This window comes from Streptomyces sp. Z423-1 (assembly GCF_013009255.1).
In the GTDB taxonomy this organism is placed as follows: domain Bacteria; phylum Actinomycetota; class Actinomycetes; order Streptomycetales; family Streptomycetaceae; genus Streptomyces; species Streptomyces gossypiisoli.
Genome location: NZ_CP053109.1, coordinates 1,652,643 through 1,664,300 on the forward strand (window position 1 = coordinate 1,652,643; position 11,658 = coordinate 1,664,300).

General features: G+C 71.5%; 10 protein-coding genes and 2 pseudogenes. 7 read left to right on the plus strand and 5 right to left on the minus strand.

Going from position 1 to position 11,658, the window contains the following annotated elements:
- The first annotated feature begins 74 nt into the window (after positions 1–74).
- Both HJD23_RS07760 and HJD23_RS07765 read left to right on the plus strand, forming a co-directional pair.
- On the plus strand, positions 75–488 hold the full coding sequence (locus HJD23_RS07760) for a YciI family protein (protein ID WP_171110311.1): 414 nt from the start codon (positions 75–77) through the stop codon (positions 486–488).
- Positions 488–1,633, plus strand: coding sequence for a DUF6596 domain-containing protein (locus HJD23_RS07765; protein WP_171134142.1), 1,146 nt, complete (start codon positions 488–490; stop codon positions 1,631–1,633). The genes HJD23_RS07760 and HJD23_RS07765 overlap by 1 nt, the downstream gene beginning before the upstream one ends.
- Before the next feature lie 76 nt (positions 1,634–1,709).
- Here HJD23_RS07765 and crcB (HJD23_RS07770) read toward each other — a convergent pair whose 3' ends face one another.
- The 3 genes from crcB (HJD23_RS07770) to crcB (HJD23_RS07780) are packed head-to-tail and all read right to left on the minus strand — an operon-like array spanning position 1,710 to position 2,910.
- On the minus strand, positions 1,710–2,084 hold the full coding sequence (gene crcB / locus HJD23_RS07770; RefSeq protein ID WP_171110312.1) for a fluoride efflux transporter CrcB: 375 nt from the start codon (positions 2,082–2,084) through the stop codon (positions 1,710–1,712).
- Positions 2,081–2,428, minus strand: a complete 348-nt coding sequence (locus HJD23_RS07775) for a DUF190 domain-containing protein (RefSeq protein ID WP_171110313.1) — start codon at positions 2,426–2,428, stop codon at positions 2,081–2,083. The genes crcB (HJD23_RS07770) and HJD23_RS07775 overlap by 4 nt, the downstream gene beginning before the upstream one ends.
- Complete coding sequence (crcB, locus tag HJD23_RS07780) at positions 2,425–2,910, minus strand: fluoride efflux transporter CrcB (protein WP_171110314.1); 486 nt, start codon at positions 2,908–2,910, stop codon at positions 2,425–2,427. Before crcB (HJD23_RS07780) ends, HJD23_RS07775 begins: the two co-directional genes overlap by 4 nt.
- Positions 2,911–3,324: 414 nt before the next feature.
- Between crcB (HJD23_RS07780) and HJD23_RS07785 the strand changes: the two genes are divergently transcribed.
- Positions 3,325–4,329, plus strand: coding sequence for a substrate-binding domain-containing protein (locus HJD23_RS07785; RefSeq protein WP_171110315.1), 1,005 nt, complete (start codon positions 3,325–3,327; stop codon positions 4,327–4,329).
- 6 nt (positions 4,330–4,335) lie between these two features.
- Here HJD23_RS07785 and HJD23_RS07790 read toward each other — a convergent pair whose 3' ends face one another.
- Entirely contained in the window at positions 4,336–5,343 is a 1,008-nt protein-coding gene (locus HJD23_RS07790; protein ID WP_171110316.1) for a LacI family DNA-binding transcriptional regulator, read from the minus strand.
- A gap of 183 nt (positions 5,344–5,526) precedes the next feature.
- Between HJD23_RS07790 and HJD23_RS07795 the strand changes: the two are divergent.
- The 4 genes and pseudogenes from HJD23_RS07795 to HJD23_RS07810 form a co-directional block, all read left to right on the plus strand.
- Positions 5,527–6,336 (plus strand): annotated as a pseudogene (locus HJD23_RS07795) (TIM barrel protein); the annotation flags it as partial.
- A gap of 4 nt (positions 6,337–6,340) precedes the next feature.
- Positions 6,341–6,673, plus strand: a pseudogene (locus HJD23_RS07800) (MFS transporter); the annotation flags it as partial.
- 25 nt (positions 6,674–6,698) lie between these two features.
- Entirely contained in the window at positions 6,699–7,718 is a 1,020-nt protein-coding gene (locus HJD23_RS07805) for a Gfo/Idh/MocA family oxidoreductase (RefSeq protein ID WP_171110317.1), read from the plus strand.
- Complete coding sequence (locus HJD23_RS07810) at positions 7,715–8,584, plus strand: sugar phosphate isomerase/epimerase (protein ID WP_171110318.1); 870 nt, start codon at positions 7,715–7,717, stop codon at positions 8,582–8,584. Before HJD23_RS07805 ends, HJD23_RS07810 begins: the two co-directional genes overlap by 4 nt.
- Positions 8,585–8,599: 15 nt before the next feature.
- Here HJD23_RS07810 and HJD23_RS07820 read toward each other — a convergent pair whose 3' ends face one another.
- Positions 8,600–11,551 carry a SpoIIE family protein phosphatase gene (locus HJD23_RS07820; protein ID WP_240980659.1) on the minus strand — a complete coding sequence of 984 codons (2,952 nt, stop codon included), beginning with the start codon at positions 11,549–11,551 and terminating at the stop codon, positions 8,600–8,602.
- Positions 11,552–11,658 lie beyond the last annotated feature (107 nt).

The window sequence follows — 11,658 nt, forward strand, 5'->3', positions numbered from 1 at the left end:
AGAACCCGCGTCCGGCTCCGTCCCCGGGGTGAACGCGACCACAATGGGTCGCACCAGCACCGAGGAGAACCACGATGGCCAAGTACCTGCTGCTGAAGCACTACCGCGGCGCCCCGGCTTCGGTCAACGACGTGCCGATGGACCAGTGGACGCCGGAGGAGATCTCGGCTCACGTGCAGTACATGAACGACTTCGCGGCCCGGCTGGAGAAGAGCGGCGAGTTCGTCGACGGGCAGGCGCTCGCCCCCGAGGGCACATGGGTCCGGTACGACGGTGAGGGGCGCCCGCCGGTCACCGACGGCCCGTTCGCGGAGACCAAGGACCTCATCGCCGGCTGGATGGTGATCGACGTCGACAGCTACGAGCGCGCCGTCGAGCTGGCCGGGGAGCTGTCGGCGGCCCCCGGGGCGGGCGGCAAGCCGATCCACGAGTGGCTGGAGGTGCGCCCGTTCCTGTCCGCGTCGCCCACCGTCACCGAGTGCCATTGATGAACGAGGCCCTGCTGAGGAGCCTCACGCCGAGCGTGCTCGCCGTCCTCGTCCGCCGCGGAGCCGACTTCGCGGCGGCCGAGGACGCCGTTCAGGACGCGCTGATCGAGGCACTGCGCGTCTGGCCGGCCGACCCGCCGCGGGACGCGAAGGCCTGGCTGGTCACCGTGGCCTGGCGCAAGTTCCTCGACGCGACCCGGGCGGACGCCGCCCGCCGCCGGCGTGAGGACCTCGTCGACGAGGAACCGGCGCCCGGGCCCGCGCCCGCGGTGGACGACACGCTCCAGCTCTACTTCCTGTGCGCCCACCCGTCGCTGACGCCGTCGTCCGCGGTGGCGCTCACGCTGCGCGCCGTCGGCGGGCTGACCACCCGCCAGATCGCCCAGGCCTATTTGGTGCCCGAGCCGACCATGGCGCAGCGCATCAGCCGGGCCAAGCGCACCGTCTCCGGCGTGCGGTTCGACCGGCCCGGCGACGTCGCCACCGTGCTGCGCGTCCTCTACCTGGTCTTCAACGAGGGCTACTCCGGTGACGTCGACCTCGCCGCCGAGGCCATCCGGCTCACCCGGCAGCTCGCGGCCGCGATCGACCATCCCGAGGTGTCCGGACTGCTCGCCCTCATGCTGCTCCACCACGCCCGGCGTGCCGCCCGGACCGCGTCCGACGGCAGTCTGGTGCCGCTCGCCGAGCAGGACCGCAGCCGGTGGGACACGCGGCTGATCACCGAAGGCGTCGCGATCCTGCAGGCCGCCCTCGCCCGCGACCGGCTGGGTGAGTTCCAGGCCCAGGCCGCCATCGCGGCACTCCACGCCGACGCGCCCACCGCCGAGGAGACCGACTGGGTGCAGATCGTCGAGTGGTACGACGAACTCGGGCACCTCACCGACAACCCCGTCGTGCGGCTCAACCGCGCAGTGGCCGTCGGCGAGGCGGACGGACCGCGCGCCGGTCTGGCTGCGCTCGCGGCGCTGGACACCTCGCTGCCCCGCCACGCCGCGGTGGCGGCGTACCTTCACGAGCGCGACGGCGACCTGGCGACGGCGGCACGGCTGTACGCCGAGGCGGCCCACAAGGCGCCCAACCTCGCCGAGCGCGACCACCTGACACGCCAGGCCGCCCGGCTCAATGCCCGCCGATGTCGCTGACGGGTCGCGCTCGGATCTTCCCGCGGCACTGGGCGCGCCCCCATGGCGTGAACCCCTTGGATCGTCGCCCGCGTTCTCAGGCCCACAACGCCTCGGCGACGGTCACCCCGACGAGCGCCGCGCCCAGCCCCGCCACCACGCTCGCGACCACATTCGCGGCGGCGTAGAACCTCGCCCCGTCCTCGGCCAGCCGCAGCGTCTCGTACGAGAACGTCGAATACGTCGTCAGCGTCCCGCACAAGCCGGTACCGATCAGCAACTGCACCTGCGAGGAGGCGGCCCCCGCCAGTACCGCGCCGGACACCAGGCCGAGCACCAGGCAGCCGACGACGTTCGCGGTGAAGGTGCCCCACGGGAACACCGTGTCGTGCCGTCTCTGCACCGCCAGGTCGGTCAGATACCGCAGCGGCGCGCCGACCATCCCGCCGACGACCACGAGCAGCCAGTTCACGCGTCCTGCCCCCTGCCGACGTACCGGATGACCTCGCAGTGGTCGAGGATCACCAGCCCCTCCCCCACCAGCACGTCCAGCTCCGGCAGGAAGGCCCGCACCCGCTCCTCGGTGTCCACGATCACGATCGCCACCGGCAGGTCCTCGCCCAGCGACAACAGCCGTGAGGTGTGGATCAGCGACGAGGCGCCGAATCCCTCGATGCCCCGGAACACGCTGGCGCCCGCCAGTCCGGCCCGGTGTGCACGGTGCACGATCTCCGTGTAGAGGGGCTTGTGGTGCCAGACGTCGTTCTCCCCGATGAAGACCGTCAGCCGCAGGGCCGTGCCCGTCAGCCTCATCATCGCTGCCTCCATGTCAGAAAGCGGCGCGTCGCCGCCACCGCGAGCCACACCGCCGCGAGCGCCGCCAGGACCGTCGCGGCCAGATACGCCAGCCCCGTTCGCGCCTCACCCGCGTCCACCAGCCTCTGAATGTCCACGGCATAGGTGGAGAACGTCGTGAAGCCGCCCAGGACGCCGGTGCCGAAGAACGGCCGCACCAGGCGGTGCGCCGCCCATACATCGGTGATCACCACCATGAAGACGCCGATCACCGCGCAGCCGACCGCGTTGACCAACAGAGTGGTCCAGGGGAACCCCCCGGCCGCCACGGGCCAGATCAGAGAGGCCCCGTACCGGGCGGCGGCCCCGATCCCGCCGCCGAGCGCCACCACCGCCACAATCGGTGCCTGCGCCCGCCAGGACTGCCACCGCCGGGTGGGCACGCGTACCTCTGTGTCGGGATCCGTGGGCTCCTCCACCGTCCGGGAGTACGGGGTTGTCATGAACGTATGTCTCCTACTCGCCGGGGCGCCGGGCACGCGGGCGCATCGTCGCAAGTAGGGACCGTTGGCGGCACCAGTGCCGCGGTTCGGGTACGGCGGGCCCCACCGCCGCGCCGTGCACAACGATCGCACGGCCGCAGCCAGGATAACGCCGACCGACAACCCCGCACACGTTCCGGCCCTGCCACGCACGGACACCTTGTTCAAACGTCCTGACAAACGCATTGACATCCCCTGAAGGCGGCCCCATAGTTACGTGCTACTAGAGCGCGCTAATAAAGCGCTCTAGCACCTGCGAGGCACCGCGCGAGGCATCGTTCGGCCGACGATTCTCCCCACCCCGCACGGAGCTGCCATCCCCTCCTCCCCCCCTCACTCCCTCCTTCGATCTACTCCTCACGAGGTGCACGGGACATGCACAGAAACCACCGAGCCGCCGCCCTGACCGCCACGCTCCTGGCGGGCGCCCTGTTCGCCGCCGGCTGTTCCAGCGGCTCCGGCGGCAAGAAGTCCGAGGAAGCCGCGGCGGACGCCGGCGTGGGCAAGGCGGACACGCCCCGTATGACGGTGGCGATGATCACGCACGCCGCTCCCGGCGACACCTTCTGGGACCTGATCCGCAAGGGCGCCACGGCGGCCGCCGCGAAGGACAACATCAAGCTCGTCTACTCCAGCGACCCCAACGCCGGGAACCAGGCCAACCTCGTGCAGAACGCGATCGACCAGAAGGTCGACGGCATCGCGCTCACCGCGGCCAAGCCGGACGCCATGAAGGCGGTGGTGGCCAAGGCCACGGCGGCCGGTATCCCGGTCGTCGGCTTCAACTCCGGCCTGGACGACTGGAAGCAGCTGGGCATGCTGGAGTACTTCGGCCAGGACGAGAACATCGCGGGCGTGGCGTTCGGTGAGCGTCTCAACCAGATGGGCGCCAAGCACGCCCTGTGTGTGATCCAGGAGCAGGGGCAGGTCGCGCTGGAGGCCCGGTGCGCCGGCCTGAAGAAGGGGTTCAAGGGCAAGACCGAGACCCTCTACGTCAACGGCACCGACATGCCGACCGTGAAGTCCACGCTCACCGCCAAGCTCCAGCGGGACTCCTCCATCGACCAGGTGGTCACCCTCGGCGCCCCCTTCGCGCTCACGGCGGTGCAGTCGGTGAAGGACTCGGGGAGCAAGGCCAAGGTGGCGACCTTCGACCTCAACAAGGACCTGGTGCAGGCCGTCCAGGACGGGTCCGTGGAGTTCGCGGTCGACCAGCAGCCGTATTTGCAGGGCTACCTCGCCGTCGACGGGCTGTGGCTGTACCGGACCAACGGCAACGTCAGCGGCGGCGGCACCGCCCCGGTGCTCACCGGACCGGCCTTCGTCACCAAGGAGAACGTCGACTCCGTCGCGAAGTTCGCCGCCAACGGCACCCGCTGAGCAGGTTCAGCCCGCCGCCTCCTCAGGCGGCGGGCCAGTGGTGCCCCGTACCACCAGCTTGGGGTCCAGTACCGCCTCCCGCGGCCGCAGTTCCGGGTCCTCAAGCCGTTCCACGGCGAACCGCACCGCGTGCTCGGCCATCAGCACCGCGTCCTGGCGGACGGTGGTCAGTCCGATCGGCATCATGTGGGAGACGTGGCTGTCGTCGTAGCCGACGACGGACATGTCCCGCGGGACCTCGACGCCGGCCCGCACCAGGGCCATCAGCACGCCCATCGCGCACCGGTCGTTGCCCGCGAGGACCGCCGTCGGCAGGGGCAGACCCCGGTCGCGCTCCGCCAGGAGCAGACGGCCGCTCTCGATGCCGGACTGCTCGGTGTGCTCGCCGGGGATCACCCGGCTCTCCGGCTCCAGTCCGTGCCGGCGCATCGCGGCCCGGTAGGAGCGCCGCCGCTCGGCCGAGCCGGGCCCCCGGCCGCCGTCGATGTGCACGATCCTGCGGTGCCCGAGTTCGACCAGGTAGTCCATGGCCTGCCGCACCCCCTTGCTCTCGGCGCTGTGCACGAAGTCCACCCGGGCGGCGCGCGGCACCCGGCGGCTGACCGACACGGTGACGGCGCGCTGCCCGAGTGCGTCGAGGTAGGCGGGGTCCGCTTCCGGGCCGAGCAGGATCAGCGCCTCGCAGCGGTGCCCGAGCAGCGCCTCGACCGCCTTGGCCTCGCTGCGCCCCTCGGCCGCCGCGGAGAGCAGCACGTCGTAGCCGAGGCGTTCGGCCTCGGGGTAGATGCCCTCGATCAGGTCGGTGTGGAAGGTCTGGTGCACGGTGAACATCACGCCGAGTGTGCGGCTGCGGCCGCGGGCGAGGAGCCGGGCCGCGCTGTCGGGGCGGTAGCCGATCTCCTCGGCCACGCGCAGCACCCGCTCGCGGGTCTCCTGGCTCGCGCCCGGCTGGTTGCGGAACACGATCGAGACCAGCGCCCGTGACACGCCCGCCCGGTCGGCGACATCGGCCATCGTGGGCCGCTGCCTGCCCGTTGCATCCACCTGTGAACCCACCCCCAAGGTATTGACATGACATTTGAACAGGGGTCATCGTACTCGCACTAGAGCGCGCTAGTAGAGCGCGACAGCAAGCTTTGCAAGGAGAACCGCAGGAACTCGAAACTCCCCCTCCTCCCTCTCCCCGAAGGACACTGCATGGCAACGGCGCCTTCCCCCCTCCGCACCACAGCGGGCAACCTCTGCCTGGGCTCCGCCCCGGACTCCTGGGGCGTGTGGTTCCCCGAGGACGAGCACCGGGTGCCTGCCTTCGGCGCGCTGCACCGTCCCGAGGCATGGGACGAGATGCTCGCCCACGTCCGCCAGGTCGCCACGCCGACGGCCGCGGCGGGCGCCCACCACCTGGTCCTGATCCCGCCCATGTACCGCGACGAGAAGACCGGCGCGTTCACCGAGCCGCCCGAGCTGACCGCCGAGCAGTGGGCCGGTCTCGGCCGGGCCGCCGACCGGCTGGGCAGGCTGCTCCTCGACGAGTACGACGTACGCCTCGTCGTCCATCCGCACGCCGACAGCCACATCCAGACCCAGCCGGAGATCGAGCGGCTGCTGAACGAGTCCGACAGCCGGTACACGAATCTCTGCCTGGACACCGGGCATGTCGCGTACGGCGGCGGGGACAACCTCGACCTGATCCGACGCTTCGGTGAGCGCGTCGGCTATGTGCACATCAAGCAGATGGACCCGGCCGTGCTCGCCCAGGTCGCCGCCGAGGACCTGTCCTTCGGCGAGGCCGTCCAGCGCGGTGTGTGCGTCTCGCCCCCGGCAGGCGTGCCCGACCCGGCCGACGTGGTGGCGGAACTCGCGGGGCTCGACGCCGAGTTGTTCGTCATCGTCGAGCAGGACCTGTACCCGTGCGCCCCGGACGTACCGCTCCCGATCTCCGTACGCACCCGTGAGCACCTGGCCGGCTGCGGCCTCACCGGGACGCGACGCCCGAACCTGGACCGAGATCCGGGCCTACGCCGTGCTCGCCATGACCGTCACCTTCCTCGCCTTCCAGCAGGGCGCGATCTCGCCGGTGACGTGGCTGATGCTCTCGGAGATCTTCCCGATGCGGATACGCGGCTTCGGGATGGGAGTCGCGGCCGTGGTGCTGTGGCTGACCAACTTCGTGATCGGGCTGGTCTTTCCGTCCCTGGTCTCCGGGATCGGCATCGCGGGCACCTTCTTCCTGTTCGTGGCCGCGGGCGTCCTGTCCCTCACCTTCGTGAAGCTCTACGTCCCGGAGACCAAGGGCCGCACTCTCGAAACCCTCGAAGCCGAACTCCGGGCGCGCTACTCCTGAATCCCATGCCATGGAGGCAACGACCATGACCGTACGTGTAGGTGTCATCGGCGCCGGAATGATCGGCCAGGACCACATACGGCGCCTCACCGAGGTCGTCACCGGGGCCGCCGTCACCGCCGTGACCGACATCGACGCGGCGCGCGCCGCCGAGGTGGCCGCCCGCATCGGCGCCACCGCGCTGCCCACCGGCGCCGACCTGATCGGCTCCCCCGACGTGGACGCCGTCCTCGTCACCTCCTGGGGGCCCACGCACGCCGAGCACGTCCTGAACGCGATCGCCGCCGGCAAGCCCGTCTTCTGCGAGAAACCCCTCGCCACCACCGCCGAGGACTGTCTGCGCATCGTCGACGCCGAGCGCGCCCACGGCCGCCGCCTCGTCCAGGTCGGCTTCATGCGCCGCTTCGACCCCGGTTACCGCCAGATGAAGGAGGTCATCGCCGCCGGCGCCATCGGCACCCCGCTGATCGTGCACTGCGCGCACCGCAACCCGACGGTGCCGGAGTCGTACACCTCCGTCATGGCCGCGCAGGACACCGCCGTGCACGAGATCGACGTACTGCGCTGGCTGCTGGACGACGAGATCGTCACCGCCCAGGTGATCACGCCGCGCGCCACCGGCAAGCGGTTCGCGCACCTCAAGGATCCCCAGCTGATGTACTTCGAGACGGCGGCGGGCGTCCGTATCGACCTGGAGGTCTTCGTCAACTGCCAGTACGGCTACGACATCCAGTGCGAGACCGTCGGCGAGGAGGGCCTGGTCCGGCTGCCCGACCCGGCCGCCGTGGGGGTCCGCAGCGCCGGCCGGCACGGCACCGCCGTCCTGCAGGACTGGAAGGGGCGGTTCGCGGACGCCTTCGACACCGAGTTCCGCGAGTGGATCAACGCCGTCGCGGCCGGCGCCGAGCCCACCGGGCCCTCCGCGTGGGACGGCTATGCCGCCACCGTCATCACCGACGCCGCCGTCCGTTCCCTGGAGACCGGCGGCCAGGTCGGCACCGTCGACATGAAGCCCCGCCCGGCGTTCTACGGAGGAACCGCATGAAGATCGCCCTCGACCCGTACATGTTCCGCGCCCTGCCGCTCGACGACATGGTGCGCACGGTGGCCGAACTCGGCTACGAGTACATCGAGTTGTCGCCGCGCGACGACTTCATGCCGTTCTTCCTGCATCCGCGCGCGGACGACGAACGGGTCGCCGCGTTCAAGCGGTCGCTGCGCACGCACGGCGTGCGGCTGTCCTCCGTACTGCCGCTGTACAAGTGGTCCTCGCCCGACGAGACGGAGCGGCAGGCCGCGGTCCGCTACTGGAAGCGGATGATCGAGATCACCTCGGAACTGGAATGCCCGCTGATGAACTCCGAGTTCAACGGGCGTCCCGAGCGGGCCGCCGAGAGCGAGGCGGCGTTCTGGCGCTCGATGGAGGAACTGCTGCCGGTGTTCGAGCGGGAAGGCATCGCTCTGAACCTGGAGGCCCACCCGGACGACTTCTGCGAGGAGAACACCCCCGCGGTCGACCTGGTCCGCGCCATCAACAAACCCTGGGTGAACTACCTCTACTGCGCCCCGCACACCTTCCATCTGTCGGGTGCTTCGGAGGTGGGGGCCGATATCGCCGCGATGATGCGGTACGCCGGTGACAAGCTCCAGCATGTGCACATCGCGGACTCCTTCAACCACAAGGGGTCGTCCGGCCTGCGCTACATCCTCAACCCGCCCGGCACGGCGGCCCGTATCCACCAGCACCTGGACATCGGCCAGGGTGAGGTCGACTGGGACGCCTTCTTCGGCACCCTGCGCGAACTGGGCTTCGACGGCGTGGCCACCGCCTGCGTCTTCGCCTGGGAGGAACGGGCACGCGAGTCCTCGGCGTTCATGCTCGACCGCATCACCAAGGAACTGGCCGGGTGACCCTGGGCGAGGGCCTCACGGGATCTCCTGTTCCGCCCAGATGATCTTCCCGCCGGAGGTGTAGCGGGCGCCCCAGCGGTGGGCGAGCTGGGCCACCAGGAACAGGCCGCGGCCGCCCTCGTCCGTGCTGCGGGCATGCCTCAGACGCGGCGCGGTGCTGCTGGCGTCGGCGACCTCGCAGGTCAGCCGGGAGTCACGGAGCAGGCGCAGGTGGATGGGCGGTGCGGCGTAGCGGATCGCGTTGGTGACCAGTTCGCTCACGATCAGCTCCGTGGTCATGGCCAGCTCCTCGAAGCCCCAGGCCTCGACCTGGCGGGTGGCCCGTGCCCGGACGTCGGCGACGGCGGCGGGGTCCACGGGTACGTCCCAGGAGACGACGTGGTCGGCGCCCAGGGCGTGCGTGCGCGTCAGGAGCAGGGCGATGTCGTCGGGTTGGGGCACAGGCACAAGCCGCTGCACCGCGGCCGCGCACAGGGACGCGAGGCCGGGGGCCGGGCCCTGCGGCGGGTGCGCCGTGGCGCCGGGGGCCGGGCCCCGACCAGTGGGCGCCGTGAGGCCGGGGGCCGGGCCCCGACCAGTGGGCGCCGTGAGGCCGGAGTCCTGACCCCCCCGACCAGTGGGCGCCGTGACGCCGGGGGCCGGGCCCTGACCGGAGGACGCCGTGAGGCCGGAGTCCTGACCCCGCCCGGCCTCCGCCGCACGGCCGGAACCCAGGCCCTGCTCGCTCTGCCCCGCAAGCCCGGAGTCCTGACCCCGCCCAGCCTGCCCCGCAAGCCCGGAATCCCGACCCCGCCCAGCCTCCGCCGCACGGCCGGAACCCAGGCCCCGCCCGCTCTGCCCCGCACGTCCGGTCCCCCCGGCACTCGCTCCCGCGTCGCAGCCCCGGCCCCCTTCAGCCTGCGCCGCACGGTCGCCGCCCTCTTCCGGTCCAGCGTGCGCCGCACCGTCACCGCCCTCGCCCCCGCCAGCCCGCACCGCACCGTCACCGACTCCGTGCCCCTGGGACAGGGCCTCGCCGAGGCGGGTCATGCCGCGTTCCATGTCGTGGTCGGCTCCCAGGATGAGGCCGTCGGTGTAGAGACCGAAGAGGCTGTTCTCGGCGAGTTCGATCTCGGTGGACTCGAACGCCACCCCGCCCAGCCCGAGCGGCGGCCCGGCCGGCGGTTCCGGGAAGGAGACCTGCCCGTCGGGGGCGACGACGACCGGCGGTGGATGTCCGGCGCGGGCCATCGTGCACCGCCGGCTGACCGGGTCGTAGACGGCGTACAGACAGGTCGCGCCGAGAAAGGCAGTGGTGCTCTCGTCGGTCGTCTCCTCGCTCAGCCGCAGCACCAGGTCGTCGAGATGCGCCAGCAGGTCGGCGGGCGGCAGCTCCATGTCGGCCAGGGTCTGCACCGCCGTGCGCAACCGGCCCATCGCCGCCGCCGCGGTGATGCCGTGGCCGACGACGTCGCCGACGACGAGGCCCACCCGGGCGCCGGACAGCGGGATGACGTCGAACCAGTCGCCGCCGACCCCGCCTCTCGGGTCGGCCGGCAGATAGTAGGAGGCCACCTCCAGCGCCGTACCGCCGGTCAGGGCCTGCGGCAGCAGGTTGCGCTGCAGGGTGACCGCCGCCGTGTGCTCCCGGGTGTAGCGGCGGGCGTTGTCCACGCACAGCGCCGCCCGGGCCACCAGCTCCCGGGCCAGCAGGACGTCGTCGGGCTGGAAGGGGGCGGGGTTGAGCGACCGCATGAACGTGGTGAGGCCCAGGGCGGTGTTCCGCGCCCGCATCGGCACGGCGATGAGGGTGTGCAGTCCGAACTCGCGGATGCTCCTGGCCCGCGCGGGCTCTTCGGCCATCCACCACTCGTCGGACGGGTCGAGGACCGGGATGAGGACCGGATCGCCGTTGATGATCAGACTCACGTCGTACGGGGGCGGGACGAAGTCCACCCTGTCCCCGACCTGCGCCACGGCCTCCGGGCAGCCCTCGCGCACCGAGCTCATCCCGGCGCGGCGCATGACCGGCTTGGCGGACGCCGGTCCCGCGTCGGTCAGCCACGCCCCGTGTCCCTCGGTGCTGAGGACCGGCTCCAGGAGATCGACGACGACGAAGTCCGCGAAGCGGGGGACGGCGAAGTCGGCGAGTTCCTGCGCCGTGCGCATCACGTCGAGTGTCCGGCCGACGCTGGTCCCGGCGTCGTTGACCAGCGACAGCAACTGACGGGCGTTCCACCGCTCGGTGACGTCCAGGACCATGTAGCAGACCCCGATGGTGGTGTCGGTGGCGTCCACCAGCGGGAAGAACGACGTGGAGTAGGCGTGCTGGCGGTGCGGGTCGGCCCAGCTCCAGCCGACGTACTCGTAGTCGGTGACGGGGACTCCGGTCGCCAGCACCTTGCGCATCAGGCCTTCGATGTTCTCCGCCTGCAGCCCGGGCAGCAGCTCGCTCAGCCGGCGGCCCAGCCGCTGCTCGCGGGGCACGCCGCCGAAGCGTTCCAGGGTGTCGTTCAGCCACACGTAGCGCAGGTCCAGGTCCATCACCGCCATGCCGACCGGCGAGCGGGTCAGGAAGCCGTCGAGGACCGACCGGTCCACCGCCCACTGCTGGCGCTGCTCCCGTGCCGAGACCAGGAAGCACTCCTGCGAGCCGATCCGGAAGCAGGCGGAGACCCGCAGGTCGACGTCGATCCGGTGGCCGTCGCGGTGCCGTAGCGGGATGTGACCGCTCCAGCCCATTCCGGCGCGGCACCGGTCGGCGATGCCGGCCGTGCGTACCGGATCCCCAGGCATCGCCAGCAGACGTCCGGCGGAGCCGCCGACGACCTCCGCGGCCGGGTGCCCGAGGAGTTCCTCGGCCGCGCGGGTCCAGCCGATCACCACGCCGGTGGCGGAGACCACCGCCGCCGCGTCGGTGGACGCGTCGAAGAGATCGCGCGCTCCGGCGGGCGGCGGCGTTTCGGAACCGTGTCGCGCAGAGTCCATGGGTCGCCATCCTTTACAGGACCATGTTCCTGCTTGTCCGTGCGATGTGCACGGCCCCGGCGGCCCCCACCGCCCCCGGACTGGGCAAGGCGGAAGGCCGGGGGCAG

What these genes read in the sequence shown, in the direction of transcription:
- HJD23_RS07775 (WP_171110313.1), bottom strand. Translation starts at nt 2,428, where the DNA reads ATGATGAGGCTGACGGGCACGGCCCTGCGGCTGACGGTCTTCATCGGG.
- crcB (WP_171110314.1), bottom strand. Translation starts at nt 2,910, where the DNA reads ATGACAACCCCGTACTCCCGGACGGTGGAGGAGCCCACGGATCCCGAC.
- HJD23_RS07765 (WP_171134142.1), top strand. Translation starts at nt 488, where the DNA reads ATGAACGAGGCCCTGCTGAGGAGCCTCACGCCGAGCGTGCTCGCCGTC.
- HJD23_RS07785 (WP_171110315.1), top strand. Translation starts at nt 3,325, where the DNA reads ATGCACAGAAACCACCGAGCCGCCGCCCTGACCGCCACGCTCCTGGCG.
- HJD23_RS07760 (WP_171110311.1), top strand. Translation starts at nt 75, where the DNA reads ATGGCCAAGTACCTGCTGCTGAAGCACTACCGCGGCGCCCCGGCTTCG.
- HJD23_RS07805 (WP_171110317.1), top strand. Translation starts at nt 6,699, where the DNA reads ATGACCGTACGTGTAGGTGTCATCGGCGCCGGAATGATCGGCCAGGAC.
- HJD23_RS07790 (WP_171110316.1), bottom strand. Translation starts at nt 5,343, where the DNA reads ATGGCCGATGTCGCCGACCGGGCGGGCGTGTCACGGGCGCTGGTCTCG.
- HJD23_RS07820 (WP_240980659.1), bottom strand. Translation starts at nt 11,551, where the DNA reads ATGGACTCTGCGCGACACGGTTCCGAAACGCCGCCGCCCGCCGGAGCG.
- HJD23_RS07810 (WP_171110318.1), top strand. Translation starts at nt 7,715, where the DNA reads ATGAAGATCGCCCTCGACCCGTACATGTTCCGCGCCCTGCCGCTCGAC.